Source organism: Lacrimispora brassicae (assembly GCF_054772055.1).
The window spans coordinates 82,943-99,459 of record NZ_BRYH01000041.1 but is presented as its reverse complement, the minus strand read 5'-3'; the positions used below and the strand labels follow the sequence as shown (position 1 = coordinate 99,459).

General features: G+C 46.2%; 16 protein-coding genes. 15 read left to right on the top strand and 1 reads right to left on the bottom strand.

The features are described from left to right. The first annotated feature begins 110 nt into the window (after window positions 1–110). The 6 genes from hypF (at window position 111) to ACYVD3_RS18770 (ending at window position 6,728) form a co-directional block, all read left to right on the top strand. Window positions 111–2,483, top strand: a complete 2,373-nt coding sequence (hypF, locus tag ACYVD3_RS18795) for a carbamoyltransferase HypF (protein WP_460644019.1) — start codon at window positions 111–113, stop codon at window positions 2,481–2,483. Further along, window positions 2,440–2,655 (top strand): HypC/HybG/HupF family hydrogenase formation chaperone, encoded by a 216-nt coding sequence (locus ACYVD3_RS18790; protein ID WP_460644018.1) that lies wholly within the window; start codon window positions 2,440–2,442, stop codon window positions 2,653–2,655. The genes hypF and ACYVD3_RS18790 overlap by 44 nt, the downstream gene beginning before the upstream one ends. A gap of 4 nt (window positions 2,656–2,659) precedes the next feature. Continuing rightward, window positions 2,660–3,697, top strand: a complete 1,038-nt coding sequence (gene hypD / locus ACYVD3_RS18785; RefSeq protein ID WP_460644017.1) for a hydrogenase formation protein HypD — start codon at window positions 2,660–2,662, stop codon at window positions 3,695–3,697. Between the two features lie 150 nt (window positions 3,698–3,847). After that, entirely contained in the window at window positions 3,848–4,825 is a 978-nt protein-coding gene (gene hypE, locus ACYVD3_RS18780) for a hydrogenase expression/formation protein HypE (protein WP_460644016.1), read from the top strand. 106 nt (window positions 4,826–4,931) lie between these two features. Beyond that, window positions 4,932–5,501, top strand: coding sequence for an N-acetylmuramoyl-L-alanine amidase family protein (locus ACYVD3_RS18775; protein WP_460644015.1), 570 nt, complete (start codon window positions 4,932–4,934; stop codon window positions 5,499–5,501). Window positions 5,502–5,738: 237 nt separating this feature from the next. After that, window positions 5,739–6,728: a hypothetical protein gene (locus ACYVD3_RS18770; protein ID WP_460644014.1), complete on the top strand. Its 990-nt coding sequence runs from the start codon at window positions 5,739–5,741 to the stop codon at window positions 6,726–6,728. Window positions 6,729–6,777: 49 nt separating this feature from the next. Here the strand turns inward: ACYVD3_RS18770 and ACYVD3_RS18765 are convergent, their stop codons facing one another. Then, a complete protein-coding gene (locus ACYVD3_RS18765; protein ID WP_460644013.1) occupies window positions 6,778–7,740 on the bottom strand; it encodes an aromatic acid exporter family protein in 963 nt (320 codons plus the stop codon). Between the two features lie 151 nt (window positions 7,741–7,891). On the opposite strand from ACYVD3_RS18765, the gene ACYVD3_RS18760 reads away from it, so the two are divergent. The 9 genes from ACYVD3_RS18760 (at window position 7,892) to ACYVD3_RS18720 (ending at window position 16,501) form a co-directional block, all read left to right on the top strand. Beyond that, window positions 7,892–8,419, top strand: coding sequence for a YehS family protein (locus ACYVD3_RS18760; protein WP_460644012.1), 528 nt, complete (start codon window positions 7,892–7,894; stop codon window positions 8,417–8,419). Window positions 8,420–8,681: 262 nt separating this feature from the next. Then, window positions 8,682–9,461: a hypothetical protein gene (locus ACYVD3_RS18755; protein WP_460644011.1), complete on the top strand. Its 780-nt coding sequence runs from the start codon at window positions 8,682–8,684 to the stop codon at window positions 9,459–9,461. Window positions 9,462–9,622: 161 nt separating this feature from the next. Further along, window positions 9,623–9,946, top strand: a complete 324-nt coding sequence (locus ACYVD3_RS18750; protein WP_460644010.1) for an RNHCP domain-containing protein — start codon at window positions 9,623–9,625, stop codon at window positions 9,944–9,946. Window positions 9,947–9,961: 15 nt separating this feature from the next. Next, window positions 9,962–10,648 carry an MgtC/SapB family protein gene (locus ACYVD3_RS18745; RefSeq protein WP_460644009.1) on the top strand — a complete coding sequence of 229 codons (687 nt, stop codon included), beginning with the start codon at window positions 9,962–9,964 and terminating at the stop codon, window positions 10,646–10,648. A gap of 83 nt (window positions 10,649–10,731) precedes the next feature. Next, entirely contained in the window at window positions 10,732–11,454 is a 723-nt protein-coding gene (locus tag ACYVD3_RS18740; protein ID WP_460644008.1) for a DUF554 domain-containing protein, read from the top strand. 179 nt (window positions 11,455–11,633) lie between these two features. Beyond that, window positions 11,634–12,503 carry a shikimate dehydrogenase gene (gene aroE / locus ACYVD3_RS18735; protein WP_460644007.1) on the top strand — a complete coding sequence of 290 codons (870 nt, stop codon included), beginning with the start codon at window positions 11,634–11,636 and terminating at the stop codon, window positions 12,501–12,503. 273 nt (window positions 12,504–12,776) lie between these two features. Continuing rightward, window positions 12,777–13,766: a LacI family DNA-binding transcriptional regulator gene (locus ACYVD3_RS18730; protein ID WP_460644006.1), complete on the top strand. Its 990-nt coding sequence runs from the start codon at window positions 12,777–12,779 to the stop codon at window positions 13,764–13,766. 330 nt (window positions 13,767–14,096) lie between these two features. Further along, complete coding sequence (gene yiaK / locus ACYVD3_RS18725; RefSeq protein ID WP_460644005.1) at window positions 14,097–15,104, top strand: 3-dehydro-L-gulonate 2-dehydrogenase; 1,008 nt, start codon at window positions 14,097–14,099, stop codon at window positions 15,102–15,104. Between the two features lie 50 nt (window positions 15,105–15,154). Then, window positions 15,155–16,501 (top strand): citrate transporter, encoded by a 1,347-nt coding sequence (locus tag ACYVD3_RS18720; protein WP_460644004.1) that lies wholly within the window; start codon window positions 15,155–15,157, stop codon window positions 16,499–16,501. Window positions 16,502–16,517: the final 16 nt, after the last annotated feature.

Sequence of the window (16,517 nt, the reverse complement as noted above, 5' to 3'; positions counted from 1 at the left end):
ATTGATTTTGATCAGGACTTTTTTATGAAAGGAGTCCGGGCTTTGAATCAAACAGCCCCGGTTATCAAGGTATCCGGTAAGACGGAAGAAGGCTATGAAAAGGTAGTAGAATGGATCATGGAAAAAACAAGGTCATTACAGAACAAATAAGGGTTTACGGCATTGTCCAGGGGGTTGGATTCCGACCCCTTGTTTATCGTGCTGCAAAACAATACGGAATAAAAGGTCTGGTCCGCAACGTAGGCGGTTATGTAGAGATCGTGGCCCAGTCTGAAAGAGATGTGATCGGCAGGTTCCTGGCTGACCTTAAAGAAGACAGGAAGGGCGGCCATGAAATCATAAAGATGGAAGAGGAAGAGATCCCTTTCATGGACCTTGAAGATTTTATCATCATAGGAAGTGAATCCGGGGGAGAAATATCAGTGATCCCACCGGACCTGCCGGTGTGCCCGGAATGCATGAAAGAGCTTTCCAATGCATCAGACAGAAGATATGAGAATCCATTCATTAGCTGCGTATCCTGCGGACCCAGATATACCATCATCGAGGATCTGCCCTATGACAGAAACCGGACAACCATGGGGGATTTCCCCTTATGCAGTGCCTGTCTGGAAGAATACACCTGGCCTGTTGGCAGGCGTTTTCATGCCCAGACCATTTCCTGCAATGATTGCGGCCCTTACCTCATCTATCACCATAGGGAAAATGATCCTGGGGAACTGCGGGAAAAGGAGGCGTTTGAACAGGCTCTGACCGTGCTGTCAAAGGGAGGGATCGTTGCAGTAAAAGGAATCGGAGGCTATCATCTGGCCTGTTCCCCTTTTCGGGAGGATACGGTAAAACGGCTTCGTAAATTAAAGGGGCGGGAGGAAAAGCCCTTTGCAGTCATGTTTCCCGGGATCCCGGAAATAAGCAGGTTCTGCCTGGTCTCTGAGGAAGAAAAGAAGCTGCTGGAATCAAAGGCAAGGCCCATTGTACTGCTTAACATGAAACAGGATCCCATGGCGCCCTCTGTTGGCAATGGAAGTATATATTGCGGGGCTTTCCTGCCTTACACGCCTCTCCAGCATATGCTGACGGAACGGCTGGGACCTCTGATCATGACAAGTGCCAATCGTTCCGGACAGCCTATTATTCGGGAGGATGAACCTATGCTGGCTCTCTCCCCACCTGATCTGGATGGTGTATTATACAATAAAAGAAGAATCCTCCGTTCCGTGGATGATTCCGTTGCAAAAATCATAGAAGGCCGGCCCCAATTGATCCGAAGAAGCAGAGGCTATGTCCCTTATCCGGTTTTCCTTTCCAAAGGAGGGGGAAGCAGGGGAGAAGGAAGAGACCGGACAAAGGCCGGGATCTTTGCAGCAGGAGGGGATCTAAAGGCGGCATTTTGCCTTTGTCAGAAGGGGAATGCAGTGGTATCCCAGTATTTCGGGGATCTGGAAGAAGAGGCGGTTATGGAGGAATTTCAAAGATCCTATGAAGACCTGACCAGGCTGTTTAGAATAACCCCAGGGCTGGCGGTCTGTGACCTTCATCCCAACTACCACTCGGCGCATTTTGCAGAAGCTCTTGGCCTCCCTGTCCTTAAGGTGCAGCACCACCATGCCCATGTTGCGTCGGTCATGGCGGAGCATGATTTAAAGGGGCCTGTAATCGGAGTTGCCTTTGACGGGACCGGCTATGGGACGGACGGGAATATATGGGGCGGAGAATTCCTTGTCTGTGAAGGAAGGGAATTCATACGGGCGGCCCACCTAAGCATGTTTCCCATTCTGGGAGGAGATAAGTCCATGGGGGATGCCAGGAAGACGGCAACCTGCTGTCTGCTTCACGCAGGTCTTGAAGCTTACGTTCAGGATGAAAGGCTGGATGTGATAAAAGCCGCCCTGGAGCATAATGTCAACAGGGTTTTGACTTCCAGCGTGGGGCGGTTGTTTGATGGGGCAGCCTCTGTCTTAAATATCGGGCATGAAAACCGGTATGAGGGAGAATGCGCCATATTGCTGGAAAAAGAGGCAGTGCTTGGGGAAAGAAACCGGGTAAATCCTGTCAGGCTTTCCTTTGGAATAAAGGAAAAGGACGGTGTCTTGGAATTAGACCCCGGGCCAGTCTTTGAAGCCCTCTGCACCATGAGGAACAGGGCGGAGACAGGCTCTTTGGCCCTTGGTTTTCACCTTGCCCTGGCAGAGGCAGTGGCCTCTGTCTGCGGGAAGCTGGGGAGCAGATACTTAAGCAATACCGTAGCCTTAAGCGGCGGCGTTTTTCAAAATGCCCTGCTGACCAGACATACCACCAGGCTTTTAAGGGAAAAGGGGTTTCAAGTTTATTTGAATTCGGCTGTTCCCCCCAATGACGGGGGAGTGAGTCTGGGCCAGACTTATGTGGGAAATGAATATTTAAAATCCGGGATCAGGGATTTGGAAAGGATGGGATGCCATGTGTGTTGCAGTGCCGGGAAAAGTGATTCAGATAAGGGGTGATTACGCAAAAATCAACATTATGGACAATATTACTGATGCCAATATAAGGCTGGTGGATGCGAAAGTGGGAGATTATGTTCTCATACATGCCGGCTGCGTCATCGAGGTCTTAAAGGAGGATATGGCCAAAGAAATTCTCTCCATATTTTCCCAGCTTCAGGAGGAGCTATAAAAACATGATCAACCAGGTGATACGTGAACTGAAAAATTATGACGGAAGACCGGTAAAGATCATGGAGGTATGCGGAACCCATACGTCCAGCATCTTTAAAAACGGCATCCGGACCATGATCTCACCCAGGATCCAGTTGATATCAGGACCAGGCTGTCCGGTCTGCGTCACCTCTTCCTCCTATATTGATGAACTGACGGAATATTCCCTGAAGGAAAATCATTGCGTGCTCACCTTCGGAGATATGATGAAGGTCAAGGGAAGCAAAATGAGCCTGACAGAAGCAAAGGCGGCCGGAGGGCGGGTGAAGATCCTGTATTCGCCTCTTATGGCCGTTGGGGAAGCAGAAAAAAACAAAGGAATCCAATATGTTTTTGCAGCGGTGGGGTTTGAAACCACGGCTCCTGTTTATGCTTTGCTGCTTGAGGAAATCCGACAGAAGAAAATTGAAAATCTGAAGCTTTTAACCTCCGTAAAAACCATTGTACCGGCCCTTTCCTTTCTCTGCGAAAAGGAGAAAGCCATTGACGGGTTTTTAAGCCCCGGACATGTCAGCGTGATCACGGGAAGCGGCGTATACCGGGAACTGGCTTCCAGATACAGAAAGCCCTTTGTAATTGCAGGATTTGAAGGAGAGCATATCCTTGCCGCCGTATACGAGATCATGACCCAGATCAGGAAGCAGAGCTTTGAGGTGAAAAACCTATATGCCAGCGCTGTGACAGAGGAAGGAAATCAGAAGGCGGCTGCACTTATTAAGCAGTATTTTGAATCAGCAGATGGTTATTGGAGAGGAATCGGGACCATAGAAAATTCCGCTTTAAAGCTTAAGGAAGAATACAAAGCCTACGATGCAGGAAGCAAGAAAGAAGAGATGGAAGAGCATATGCCGGCGGGCTGCAAGTGTAAGTCGGTGATACTTGGGCAGATCAATCCGCCGGATTGTCCCCTGTTTAAAACAGCCTGCACCCCGCTTCATGCCATCGGTCCCTGTATGGTATCCCAGGAAGGAACCTGCGGCATCTGGTATCAGAATTCATGATCCTAAGGTTGAAAGAAAAACCTCTCTCAACCTTGAGTTTGTGAACAGCGTGCCCTGCTTCACCGGGCGTCAACTGAATATGTGAGCATATCCCATTGATTCATCAGTATGCAAAAATGAAAGAAAGAGAATGGAAGGAGAGGAGAAACCATGAAAATTGATATGTCCTACGGCAGCGGAGGAAAGCAAACCGGCAATCTCATCAATGAAGTGTTTTTAAAGCATTTTAATAATAAGACCCTAAATAAACTGGAAGATTCCGCAGTGTTGAATATCAAAGGGAAGATTGCTTACACAACGGATTCCTTTGTGGTCACTCCCCTGTTTTTTAAAGGAGGAGATATCGGTAAGCTTGCCATATGCGGGACCGTAAACGACCTTTCCATGATGGGTGCTGTCCCCAGATTTCTCACCGCAGGCTTCATTATAGAAGAGGGTGCAGAGCTTGAGATCATTGAGCAGATAGCCTCTTCCATGGCCATGGCATCTAAAGAAGCCGGAGTAAGGATCGTGGCCGGTGATACGAAGGTGGTGGAGGGAAACGGCGGAATCTATATCAATACCTCAGGCATAGGAGAGATCCGGAAGGAAGGCATCAGCATTTCAAAGTGCAGGCCAAAAGATGCCGTTATTCTTTCCGGCAACCTGGGAGAACACCATGCGGCCATTCTTTCCCGCCGGATGGGGATCGAAAATCAGATCGCAAGTGATTGTGCTCCTCTTCATTCCATCGTAAAAAATCTTCTTGATGAAAATATCCAGGTTCACTGTATGAGAGATGTTACCAGGGGCGGGCTTGCTACGGTTCTTAATGAGGCTGCGGACCAGTCCTCCTGCAGGGTGGAGATATGGGAAGAAGCTCTTCCGGTCAGCACCCAGGTGAGAGGCTTCTGCGATATTCTGGGCCTGGATCCCCTTTACATGGCAAACGAAGGGAAAATGATAGCCATTGTTCCTGAAAACCAGGCACAAAGGGCTTTGCAGGCAGTCCAAAAAAGCAAGTATGGGAAAAACGCCGGAATCATCGGAACCGTTCTGGAAGGCAGAGGTGTGACAATGAAAACCAGGCTCCAGGGAAGCCGGACCATTGATGTATTATACGGCGAGGGCTTGCCCAGGATCTGTTAAGGTAAATCATGTTTTATGTAAAAACAACCAAAAAACCTGATAGAATGTGGCATTTGCAGGATTAGGTCATATATTTATTATAGTAAGTATGAAAGGAAATGCTCATATGGCTATTAAAATATTTATTGATCAAGGTCATAATCCCAGCGGATTTTTTAACAGTGGGGCAGAGGCTAACGGTTTAAGTGAATCGGAAATCAATTATCAGGTGGGAATTTATCTGCAAAACCTGTTAAACAGCGATCCAAGGTTTGAAGCACGCGTATCCAGGCCGGAACCAACTACTGTATTGGGAACCAATAATACTACCAGCCTGGCACAGAGAGTTGCCCTGGCCAATGGCTGGCCGGCCGACTATTTTATCAGCATACATTGCAATGTGAATCCGAACCCTGCCATCAATGGTACGGAGGTATATATTTACCAATATTATACCCAGGCACAATGGCTGGCAGAGCAGATCATGGACGGCGTAAACCAGGTGACAGGAACGGCAAATAACGGGATCAGGGAAAATCCGTCTCTGTACGTATTAAGAAATGCCAATATGCCGGCTAACCTTGTGGAATTGGGATACTTAAGCAATCTGTCGGATGCTGAAAAGCTGCGTGATGACCAATATGGATTCGCGTATGGTATTTTTTTAGGTATTATGAGATATTTTGGTTTTGCATGATGATTGTTAAACAGCATAGGATGATATGCTCCCTTTGTGGTAAATAGGAATAAAACTATTTGCTGCAAGGAGGGCATTTTTTTGTGTCTGGGATTTGGATCATGAGAGGAACGAATGGGATTATGTGAAATTGTCTGAAATAACCTGAAAATTAATACACTTTATGGAGACAGAGAAAGCAAAGCATAGATTTTATGGGGATGTGAAACCGCAGTCACGGAGGGGAATTTAGAGGCGTTGGAGAGAAAGCTGGAGGATAAGCTCCTCTATGGAGACTACTTAACAGAGGCAGAGAAAAAAACGGCCTTCACCGAGGCATTGAACAGTGCAGCGGAAACAATGGAAAACATAGAAGAAAGGGGAAAATTAAGTGATAAGACGTTAAAACTGCTGAAGGTTCTGGAAGAGAAACTTCTGAAACAATTTGATCACATTACGACTTCCTTACAGGCGGATAGCTTCTTTAAAAATGTCCGTGCCTACGGCCTGGGGCTCAATGCTGATTTAGAGTCGGAAGGAGCTCAGACCATACGGCTGCGGATACGCAGGGCAGAGGAAGAGGTGCCTGATGAGATTGTGGATAAGGCAAAGAAATATGCAGCAATGGACATTGTCCTCTCCGGTGCAGATGGAGAAATGCAGCCCAGACTTCCCATCAGGATCACCATGGATATCCCAGAGGGCCTTGGAAAAGAAAATCTTGTTATTTACCATTGCCATGACGGAGAAATCCATGTGATCCATCCGGTTGTAAGCGGGAACAGAATGAGCTTTGACATATGGGAGCTTTCCATGTTCGTGGCGGCCAACACAAAGGATGAGGTGAATCCACCTGTACCAGGCAGAGACGACAGGGAGGATGGAGATGCCGGCAGAGGACCGGGATTTACGGTTCAGGGAGAATGGAAGAAAGATCATACCGGCTGGTGGTATGAGAAAAAGGCCGGCGGATATATTCAGGCGTCCTGGGCAAGAATTAACGGACTGTGGTATTATTTTGATCAACTGGGTTATATGAAGACCGGCTGGATCCAGGATAAGGGAATCTGGTATTACTTAAATGAAGACGGAAGCATGGCAGCAGGCAAATGGATTCTCTGTAAAGAAAAGTGGTATTATCTGGCATGGAACGGCGCCATGGCCGTGAACACGCTGACTCCCGATGGATATGCAGTTGGAAGTGACGGTGCATGGGAGGTGCCTGGTGTGATACAGGCGGTGAAATAAGATAATCAGGAGGCTGACGGAAGAAAAGATTTCCGCTGGCCTCCTGGTTTTATTTATGATGTGTCAGAATAAATTCTCTTTTTATCACCAGCAGTTTTTTTATCTGCTTTAAGATATAAAACAGGATGGCCCTGGCTTCAAATTCTTCCCGGACAGAGGGAAGTTCATGGCTTTTTAAATCCTGGAACAAAAGGTCTAAATCCTTTAAAAGTCCTTCTGCAGTGTTATTTCTGTGATACCCCTGCTGGATTCCTTCCAGAAGCAGTGCCACCTGCTTTGCCTGCCTGGGCAGGCAGGTGATGCTTTTGATGTTTTCGTAAATTTCCTGGAGCACCATGCTTTGCTGCTGGCGCATCTGGACATAATCCAATTCATAGGAATCCTTTTTCCAAAGGGCGTTGTTGTAATTATTAAGGGCGCACATTCTTGCCTGATCCAGGCTTTCCTTAAGCTGTATGAGACAATCCGGGCCATATCCGCTTTTATCCTCCTCCATGAGCCAGTGAGACATGCGGTTTAAGATCCCCTTTATCTGAGAATCTACGTCATCAGCCAGCTTTTGAAATACTTTTTCTTTTTTTCGAAGATGCATGTTGACCAGGACTCCTACGGTAGTGCCTATTAGGAACAAGGCGATCTCATTTCCTATGAGAGACAAAGACATGGACTGTTCCGTCAGAAAATGAGTGATCAATACGGAATCCATGGCTATGGCTTCTCCCCAGTCCGCATACAGGCAAAGCAGGGCAAATAATAGAAGGTATCCTGCAAAAGCAATGAGAGTGAAGCCTAAAAGGCGGAAGGAGACTGCGGCAAGTATTAAGGCGCATATAAAAGCCAGAGTCCGGTTTCTGGCGCTTTTCATGGTTTCCCTTTTGGTGTTCTGGATGCTCAGTACCGTGATGATGCCGGCCGTAGCGGAATATTTTAAACCAAGTTCGGCTGCAATGGTAATTGCCAGTACTGCGGCAGCGGCAATTTTAATGCTTTTAATCACTTTTTCCTTTTCCATGAATATCACCCCCTTAAAAAGCAGTTTGTGTTTACAGTATACCATATTTTTTAAAACATCCCATGAGAAACATTGCTATTTCCTTCACAAATGAGTATAATTTTTTTATTGCAGTTTTTATGTAAAAGTTTATTCCTTAAGGAGGAACAGTGTGGATAACAACGATATATTAATTAGATTGAGGTATGCCATGGATATGAAGGACTCTGACATGGTTGAAATATTTAAGCTGGGGGGAGTCACGGTTACAAAAGAAGGGGTCCAGAGGCTTCTGTCAAAGCCCCAAATCACTTTAAACGTTTCCGGGGAGCAAAAAGTTATTGAAAATAAAAACAGGGACATATGTGATGACTTTATGCTGGAGTCCTTTTTAAACGGCTACATTATTTTTAAAAGAGGAAAACAGGAACCAAAGCCGGGAGAGCCGGAAAAACCTCTGTTCATGGTGAAGAATCACAGATCAGTTAATAATGTCCTGCTTAAAAAAATCAAAATCGCCCTGTCCCTTACCGGCGATGACATGCTTGCTATTTTTGAATCTGCTGGAATCAATTTGTCCAACGGTGAATTAAGTGCGGTTTTGCGAAGAGAGGGGCAGCGAAACTATAAGGAGTGTCAGGACCGGTATGCCAGAAATTTCTTAAAGGGCCTGGCAGTCAAATACCGGTCAGACCGATGATAAAAGCCGGCATTTTTTAAGAAATTCCCCGGATATCTGTGTAAAGATGGGAAAGAGGGGTCTTGCTTATTATTTTTTTTGTGTTATAATATAATTAGGCATTAAATGCAGACGTTAAATCCAGGCGTTGCAGGGAATTGGCGTTCCGAGAAAAAACCATATAAGTGACCAGTAAAGAACCGTCTTTATAAGAAGGGCTTTTAGTATTATGCCGGTGGCATGGATATGAAAAGCCCTTCTTTTTTTTGAAAGGAGAATTAATATGCATTTGGAAGGAATGGAAGTCAACCACATGAAATTCGGTGAGGGCAAAGTCAAGGAACTGGAGGAAAAGTATATTACCATACTGTTCCATCAGGGAGAAAAAAAGTTTTTATATCCCAATTCTTTTAAGAAGTACTTGACCCTAAAGGATAAGAACGTGCAGACAGAAATGGATGATATGCTGAAAACCATCATGCTGGAGGAAGAATGCAAGCGGGCGGAGGAGATCAGCGAGCAGGAACGTATGGAGGAAATACAAAATTTGAAGATCCGTCCTGATTCCCAGGCGGTTTTTGGATTTGTGGAAAATGACAGGGAACGTGTTTTCTCCTCCTGGGCAGTCTACGCAGGTTCTTATCAGAGTGGCGGTTCCAAAGGAAAACCCAAACTTCCGGTCAGGCTTAAACTGAATTCAGCCTGTCTCCTTACGGAATGCCCCAAGGGGGTAGCAGAAAAGAGGCGCCGCATCATAGGGGCCTTTATGCTCCAGGACAATTTTGAAAGCTCGGCCTGCAGGGATGGCATGATCCAAAGTCATGAAAAATACAGGATCCGCCTGGAAGACAAGGAAATGCTGCTCTACTGGGATTATTTCTCTGAGGGAATGGAGATTTCCAAATGGGGAAATGTAGAACTGAAATATTTTTCCAATACAATCATGGAAAAGATTCTGCAGGATATGCAGAAGACCATCCTTGATGAGGGGCGACGGAAAGAAGCAGAGGAATTTTACCAGTATTTCTGCCTTATTAACAGGATAAAGCCTGTGAGCCAGTAGAAAGATGGGAAAGATAAGGAGTGATGCGTATGGAATATGAGAGGATTAAGAGAAATGAGAATATAGAAAAACGGAGGCTGCATAGGATTTAATATGCGGCTCGTTGTGCTAGGCTCATAAGAAAACCGCCTCCGTTTTTTAGGAAACGGAGGTGATTTTTCATGCGTAAGAGAAAGCTGAACTCGGCATTTATCTGTCAGTACTGTAAAAGAGAGGTACTGCCCATACCAAACGGCAGCTACAGAAACCACTGCCCCTTTTGCCTGTTTTCCCTTCACGTAGATGGTGAAATCCCGGGAGACAGAAAAAATACCTGCAGGGGACTTATGGAACCAATTGGGATCCGGTACCATACGAAAAAGGGATTTCAGCTCATCCACCGGTGTACCAGGTGCGGGGAATACAGACACAATGTAATTTGTGAAGGAAATTGCCAGCCAGACAATAGAAAATTGATTCAGGAACTCATGTATCTTATTACATAAAAACAGGAGAGGTGATTGATTCATCATATGTTATCACAGGTAAACACAGCCTCCATTGCATTCCGGCTTTTCTTGTCCATTATATTATGCGGGGCAATAGGAATGGAACGAGGGCTGAGGAACCGTCCGGCAGGCTTTATGACCTATCTTCTGGTGGGATGCGGCTCAGCCCTGATTATGATTACCAATCAATATATTGCAACAATCTATACCAATGTGGATCCTACACGAATGGCCTCCCAGGTGGTAAGCGGGATCGGATTTTTAGGAGCCGGAACCATTATCACCACAGCTAAAAACGAGATCAGGGGCCTGACCACTGCGGCCGGCATCTGGGCTACTGCAGCGGTGGGGCTGGCTGTTGGAATCGGTTTTTATGCCGGAGCCGTCTTGGGAAGTGTTTTTATTATTTTTTCTCTGATGTATTTAAAGAAAATCGATCTTTACATAAAGACTCATGCGAAAACCATGGAAATATATCTGGAATATAACGAGGAATTTTCCATGCAGAATCTGTCCCTGTATGCGGACCGCTCCTGTTATGAAGTTTTTGACTTGGAGTTCGGTAAGCTGAAGACCATAAACGGGGAATTTGGTACGCTGACCTTTGAGGTCAATTTCCGTCATAAGGTAAACCACATAAAGATCATCGAAGAAATCGGGCATCTGCCTGGCATTCTTTATGTAAGAGAGGTGGCATAAGCCGGTAAAGGAACAGAAACAGGTTTTCTGCAATGTCTTGCAAAATGGAAGGAATCTGGTATACTGGTTCTCATAGGAAAAGCATGAAATTTATGGAAGGCTTTTCGTTTCAGGGAGGAAGGACAACCGTGATAGGGACCATTGTAAATACCGCTGCGATTCTGACCGGCAGTATGATAGGAACTTGTGTGAAAAAAGGAATTGAAGACAAATACCAGGATGCATTGTATAATGCCATGGGACTTTCCGCCTGTGGCCTGGGCATCAATGCAGTGGTACAGAATATGCCAAAGAGCAGCTTTCCTGTTCTGTTTATCATCAGCCTTGCAGCAGGAAGCCTTGTGGGCGCCCGGCTGAATCTGGTGGAAAAGTTTGACCGGGTTGTGGCCCGTTTTTCAAAAGGGGATTTGGGCCAGGGGCTTTCAACGGCTATCCTGTTGTTTTGCATCGGCACGCTTTCCATTCTGGGCCCCATGGAAAGCGCTCTTTATGGAAACAATACCTATCTGTTTACAAATGCAACTCTGGACTTTGTTACGTCCATGGTCCTGGCCTCCACCTATGGAATCGGGATCGCCTTATCTGCAGTGGTATTATTTTTATGGCAGGGAAGTATCTATCTTTTTTCCGGCAGCCTTTCCGCTTTTCTAACTCCCCAGCTATTAACCGAGATTTCTCTTGTGGGCGGTTTTTTGATCTTAAGTTCCGGCCTTTCCATATTAAAAATCAAGGACTGCAAGGCTTTAAACATGCTTCCATCTTTATTGGTGCCTGTTATATGGTTTTTAATAAAAGCCATCTTCTGATGAAAGGCCATTGACAGGAGAAAAGGGATACCGTCTTTCGGTCTGTCATGAGAAAATGTTGACAAGCCGGCGAAAGAAGTGTATCTTAGCGGTAATGCAGGAATATCTGACGAAAGTGCCTTACAGGCATACCTTTATGCCCTGAAAAGATGGGTAATAGGGTGGAAAGGAGAAAAAAGATGGAAAAAAGAATTTCAGGAAAAACAGGTTTGTTAGGTCTCATCGGCTCACCGGTAGGACACTCAGGTTCGCCGGCCATGTATAATTACTGTTTTGAGAAGCTGGGGCTGGATTACGCATATCTTGCTTTTGACATTAAGGTGGAAGAAGTCTCAAAAGCAATGGAAGCCATAAAAACATTCCGCATGAGGGGCTGCAACGTGACCATGCCATGTAAAAATGAAGCTGTGAAATACATGGATGAGCTGTCACCCGCCGCCCGTATCATCGGTGCGGTCAATACTATAGTAAATGAGGATGGAAGGCTGATCGGGCATATTACCGATGGCCAGGGCTTTGTGGATAATCTGCGGGATCACGGTGTGGAAATCGCAGGTAAGAAAATCATCGTCTGCGGCGGAGGCGGAGCTGCTGCTGCCATTCAGGTGCAGTGCGCACTGGAGGGAGCCAGGGAAATTTCCATCTTTAACATAAAGGATGGGTTCTTTGAGAGAACTCTTCAAACTGCAGAAAAGATCAGGCAGGAAAAGCCGGATTGCATTGTAAATGTATATGATATCGGGGATATGGAAACGATGAGGGAAGAGATCGCTTCCAGTGATATTTTCGCCAATGCAACCATTGTGGGCATGAAGCCAATGGACAATGAAAGCGTTGTAAAGGATGTTGCCATGTTCCGCCCGGGCTTAGTCGTGGTTGATGCGGTTTACAATCCAAAGGAAACAAAGATGTTAAGAGAGGCAAAAGCTGCCGGCTGCACATGCATTGACGGACAGGGAATGCTTGTTTGGCAGGGAGCTGAGGCCTTTAAGCTTTATACAGGGCTGGAAATGCCTGTAGAGGAAGTAAAGGAACTGTTTTTCAGTTAATGAGTTTTGGGTTTTACTTTCCGTGTAGTAATCATCAATGATACGGTCTTACAGGCTGATTGTTTGCTGTTAATTAAATAATAAATTGCGGGCTAAGTCCGGGGCGCGGAAATGACCTCTGGGCTTAGTTCTTTTTGTCATTCGGTATAGCCGGTCACGGAATCGAGGACGTCACATTAAGGAAGATTCCTGTGAAAATAATAAAAATTCGTGACAAACCCGGAGAAATCAGATAAAATATGGTTAAGAAAGGGCTTTCAGGGGTGATGATTGATGAATATTTATGATATTGCGGCAGAAGCGAAAACCTCCATCTCTACGGTTTCCCGTGTTTTGAACAATAAGGGAAATGTGAATCCACAGATGCGCAAGCGGGTGGAAGAGGTACTTAAGAAATATGACTATAAGCCCAGCGCCATTGCAAGAGGGCTGGTTTCAAAGACAATGAAGAGCATTGCCATCCTGACCGTGGATGTGAGAGTGACCCACTATGCCCGCATGATTTACGTGATCGAGCAGGAATTCAGCAACAGAGGGTATAACGTGACGGTGTGCAATACCGGGGGCGCCATAGAAGAATGTGAAAGATACATGGAAATTCTGTCGGAAAAGCAGGTTGACGGGCTGGTGCTCATTGGCTCCGTTTTCAATGAACTGATCAACTATCCAGACATTACCTCCCAAATAAAGGACATTCCGGTGGTAGTAGCCAACGGCAAGGTGAATCTGCCTAATTTTTACTCCGTCCTGGTGGATGACACAAAGGGAATCAGGACTGCAGTGGACTATCTGTATGAAAGAGGACACCGGGAGCTGGTTTACATCTATGACATGGAAACTGACAGCGGGTGGGCGAAGCGTCAAGGATTTTTGGAGGCCATGAAGCTTCATGACATCCCGGAGGCGGAAAAGAGGGTAATACCCAGCAAATACGGTCTGGAAGGCGGAATGAAAGCGGCGGAGGCGCTATGCTCCTTAAGTATCGGCTTTACCGGTGTGGTATGCGGGGAAGACATTACTGCCATTGGCATGATGAAGGGGTTAAGAAAACGGGGCTATTCCATTCCGGATCAGGTGGTGATCACCGGATACAACAATTCCCCGGATTCCCTGATCTGTGAGCCGGAGCTTACGACCGTTGATAATAAACCGGAATTGCTGGGCGGGTTATGTGCCCAGCTTTTACAGGAGGTTTTGGAAGGAAAGATCTCAGCTTCCAGCCTGGCGATCCAGCCGGAGCTGATTGTGCGGAAAACCACATGACAGAGGTGGAATGTTAGACAGGACAAACGGGAACAATAAAAACGCTTTCTCATATGCGGCAGCTTATTTCTGAGAATATTTGGAAATAAGTGCCGTTTTTTTTTGACAAAACAGGAAAACGCTTTTTTGAATGTTGAAAATTATATAACTATTACACAAAAATAAATGCGAAATAATGTATAAAACATACTAATTTTAAAAGATTAATCAGGTTTATATTGACATATAAACTAAGAATGCTATAATAAAACACAAGAAAGCGCTTTCTCAAAATGAGAAAGAGGAAAATAAGTAATCCAGCCTGCGGGAAGGAAAAGGAGAATGAAGATTATGAGAGTGCAATATGAGGATTTATTAAAAAAGTTTCAAAGGATTTTAGAGAGCAGGGGATTTTCTGCAGAACATGCAGAGGGAGCAGCCACTGTATTCGCCAATAACAGTCTGGATGGTGTTTACTCCCACGGCGTAAACCGTTTTCCAAAAGTGGTCAGTTACTTAGACAAGGGGGAGATCGATGTAACAGCCATTGCTGCCTGTGAATCTTCTATGGGGACCATAGAACGCTGGAATGGGCATCGGGGATTTGGCCCCTTAAACGCTAAGCTTGCCATGGACCGGGCATGCGAACTGGCAAAGGAGCATGGAGTCGGCGTTGTGGCCCTGGGCAATAATAACCATTGGATGCGTGGCGGAAGTTATGGCTGGCAGGCGGCTGACGCAGGCTGTATTGGAATCTGCTGGTCCAATACCATGCCCAACATGCCTGCATGGGGCGGAAAGGACAGAAAGATCGGAAATAACCCCATCATCATGGCAATTCCCAGAAGCAATGGAAAGCATGCGGTTATTGACTGTGCCGTATCCCAGTTTTCCTATGGAAAGATTGAAGAAGCGAGATTAAAGGGACAGAAACTTCCGGTTCCCGGCGGCTATGATACGAGCGGAAACATTACCACGGATCCGGCTGAGATTGAGAAAACCTGGAGAGTCCTTCCCATGGGCTACTGGAAGGGAAGCGGGATATCCATTGCTCTTGACTTAATTGCAACGGTACTGACCAATGGAAACTCTGTGAAAAAGATCGGCACCTTTGGGGCTGAAGTGGGTCTGTCCCAGGTGATGATCGCCATTGATCCGGGAAAATTCAATACCGTGGAAGAGACAGATTCCATCGTGGAGGAGATCTTAAGGGACATTAAGTCCTCTGAACCGGCTGCAGAAGGCGGGGAAGTGTTTTATCCGGGTGAGCTGGAATTAAGGACAAGAGAAGACAATTTAAAAAACGGGATCCCGGTGATTGAGGAAGTGTGGGAAACCTTAAATTCCCTGGAGAGGTAAGGAACCGTTCACAGTATGAGAAAAAAGTGTAAAGAGGGAGAGGTAAATCAATGGAATATATCATAGGAATTCTGATTTTGGTTTCATTCTTTGGCCTGGCATTTTATGCCGCAAGGGGCGGGAACTTAATGATGGGAATGCTGGTCATGGCAATTCTCTGGACAATACTTCCGATGCTTGGCAATACATTTGCAACAAATCCGGAGTTCATAGCGGCCAATGCGGACAGAATCCAGATCACCTGGATCCAGGCGTTTGCCAAGGTATTTCAAAGCGGCCCTGAAGGCTGGGGCAATGTTCTTGTCAACGTAGTATTTGGCGCATGGTTCGGGCGTGTCCTTTTGGAAACGGGAATTGCCTCCACCCTGATCCGGAAAACAACAGAGCTTGGAGGCGATAAGCCGGCGGTAACCTGCATCCTGTTATGCATCGTGACCACTGCCATCTTCTCCTCCCTGTTTGGAGCCGGTGCTGTGGTTGCCATCGGTGTTATCGTCCTTCCCATCCTCATGTCCCTTGGCATTCCCAAGGTGCTTTCCGTGGTTTCCTTTATGCTGAGCATTGGGGCGGGGATGTTCTTAAATCCAGTATTGTTCGGACAGTATACGGCATTTTTCCTGGATGCAGAGGGAAAGACGGTTTACCCCTATGACCAGTATGTGCGGTGGGGCGGGATTGCCCTGACGGTCCAGCTTGTTTTCACCATCTGCCTGGTTCTGTTCTTCATGAGAAAGAAGAAAACCGTCCATCCATGGGCAGCCAGAAGGCCTATGAGGCAGAACATTGATTTTGCCCCGGGCAGATCCCTGCTGACGCCGTTTATCCCTGTTTTTTTACTGATCGCATTTAAGGTTCCCATTATCATGGGCTTTTTGATCGGCGGTTTTTACGCCTTGTTCGTATGCGGAAAGCTTAAGGATTTTAAGACTGCATGCCGTACCTTTAATAAGGATTTCTTTGACGGTGTTGTGGATACGGCTCCTTTGGTAGGCTTTTTGCTGATGGTGCCCATGTTTAACAAGGCTGCGGAGTTGTGCATTCCATACTTTAATGCACTGTTGGGAAATATCATTCCAAGCAGCACATTGTTCATCACCATTATTTTCTGCGTGCTTGCGCCTCTTGGGCTGTTTCGTGGACCGTTTACCCTGTATGGCTGCGGGGCTGCGACTCTGGGGATCTTAAAAGGAATCGGCTTTTCCACAACATTCCTGGCTCCCCTTATGATCGCTTCCACAACAGTCATGAACGTTTCCTGCTGTATCACACAGTCCTGGATCGTGTGGGGGATCAGCTATGCCAAGGTTTCCACAAAGGATTTCTTAAAGATAAGCATTGTCTGCGGCTGGATCATCTGCATTATCCTGCAGATCATTACATTTATTATGTTCGGTTAACGGAGGGAGAAAACAC